Annotated in this window: 2 protein-coding genes; both read left to right on the forward strand. The window is 33.0% G+C overall.

Translation table 11 applies throughout. The annotated features are described in order from the left end of the window. Window positions 1-606 (forward strand): CdiA family toxin C-terminal domain-containing protein (locus tag ACP3VS_RS24190; protein WP_426390284.1); only part of this gene is annotated, 606 nt, incomplete at its 5' end. A gap of 25 nt (window positions 607-631) precedes the next feature. Continuing rightward, window positions 632-1003 (forward strand): ribonuclease toxin immunity protein CdiI, encoded by a 372-nt coding sequence (gene cdiI / locus ACP3VS_RS24195; protein ID WP_426390285.1) that lies wholly within the window; start codon window positions 632-634, stop codon window positions 1001-1003. The last annotated feature ends 232 nt before the right edge of the window (window positions 1004-1235 follow it).

Genomic DNA, 1235 nt, shown 5'->3' on the forward strand with positions numbered 1-1235 from the left:
GAGCATTGGTTAGATAGTTTTGGCGTAGCCACGTCAGTGTTGGGAGTTAAAGGGGTGTCTAGTACAAAACCGAATGGAGTAACAAGTGGTAAGACTAATAGCAGCAGTTCGAGTAGTAATAGTAGTAAAGTATCAACTATTAAAGTGGAGTTTCATGAAAGATTTAGTGAATCTCATATCATTAAGGGTGACGGAGTTAAAAAGAACGGAGTTAGTGGTGCTCATAATATAAATCATTTTTATGATACATTGAAGAAGACGGGTGTAAATATTGATGATTTGATTGTTGGAGAACCGTTAAAACATCCACAATTACCTGGATTGTATGAGATAAATTACAGAGTCCCATCCATGAAATATGGACCAGAAGGAAATTTAGTACCTTCAGGTCAATTTAGGAACATTAAAGATACGAAAACTGTCTATGATCCAAGCGTTTATTCTGATGAGCAGATAATTCAATTTGGTAAAAAAGCAATGCAAGAAGCCATTGATTCAAATAGAATTGTGGGTAGACAAGTAGTAGGGTATGCTCCAAATGGGATGAGATTTACCGGATTTATAGATGATGGTAAAATAACTAATTTCTTTCCGTCTTTTGATTAATTAATGTTTAGGATGTGGTGTTATAATGTTAAAAATGGATTCAAAAGAAGAGATAATAGAGTTTATGGAAACATTTTTTGGGAATATGGGTGTAGAGAAGTATATCAGAGTTTTAAATGAATTTAAAAATAGGACAGGATTTGGTATGGAGAATATCCATATATTATTTTATAATGATTTTGAAGAATGGGATGAGTTTCGTTGTAAAGAAAATGAAGTTTCCTTAATTATGGAATACCCAGCCGTTGCAGAAGATATTATGGGATATTTAGATTTTCTGAGGTTTTATAATTATTTGGTTGCTAAAAGCAGAGATTATATATTAAATCAACCTGAACAAATAGAAGAAATTAATGAACTTTTAAAAGAAGTAAAGAATTCATTCGGGTTGGGATAATGCTAATATTTGTATACTTAATTATTGTGGGCTTTTTTACAAACTAACCATAGAAAGTAATATAAACTTAAAGCACCTGATTGTCTATAATAGGCGACAGGTGCTTTTATGAATGTCTAAATACAGATTAAAAAACAATGGTGGCCGTGTCGAAGGCCAAGCAACAGGTAAAGGCCGCTGTCAAACAAACGAAGCAGGTAGTGAAGGAAAAGGTACTACCAGTGGTGAAAAA

The sequence above is a fragment of the Lysinibacillus sp. VIII_CA genome (genome assembly GCF_049943995.1).
GTDB lineage: Bacteria > Bacillota > Bacilli > Bacillales_A > Planococcaceae > Lysinibacillus > Lysinibacillus pinottii.

Excerpts from the sequence above, each read along its gene's own strand:
- cdiI (WP_426390285.1), top strand. The coding sequence starts at position 632 with ATGTTAAAAATGGATTCAAAAGAAGAGATAATAGAGTTTATGGAAACA.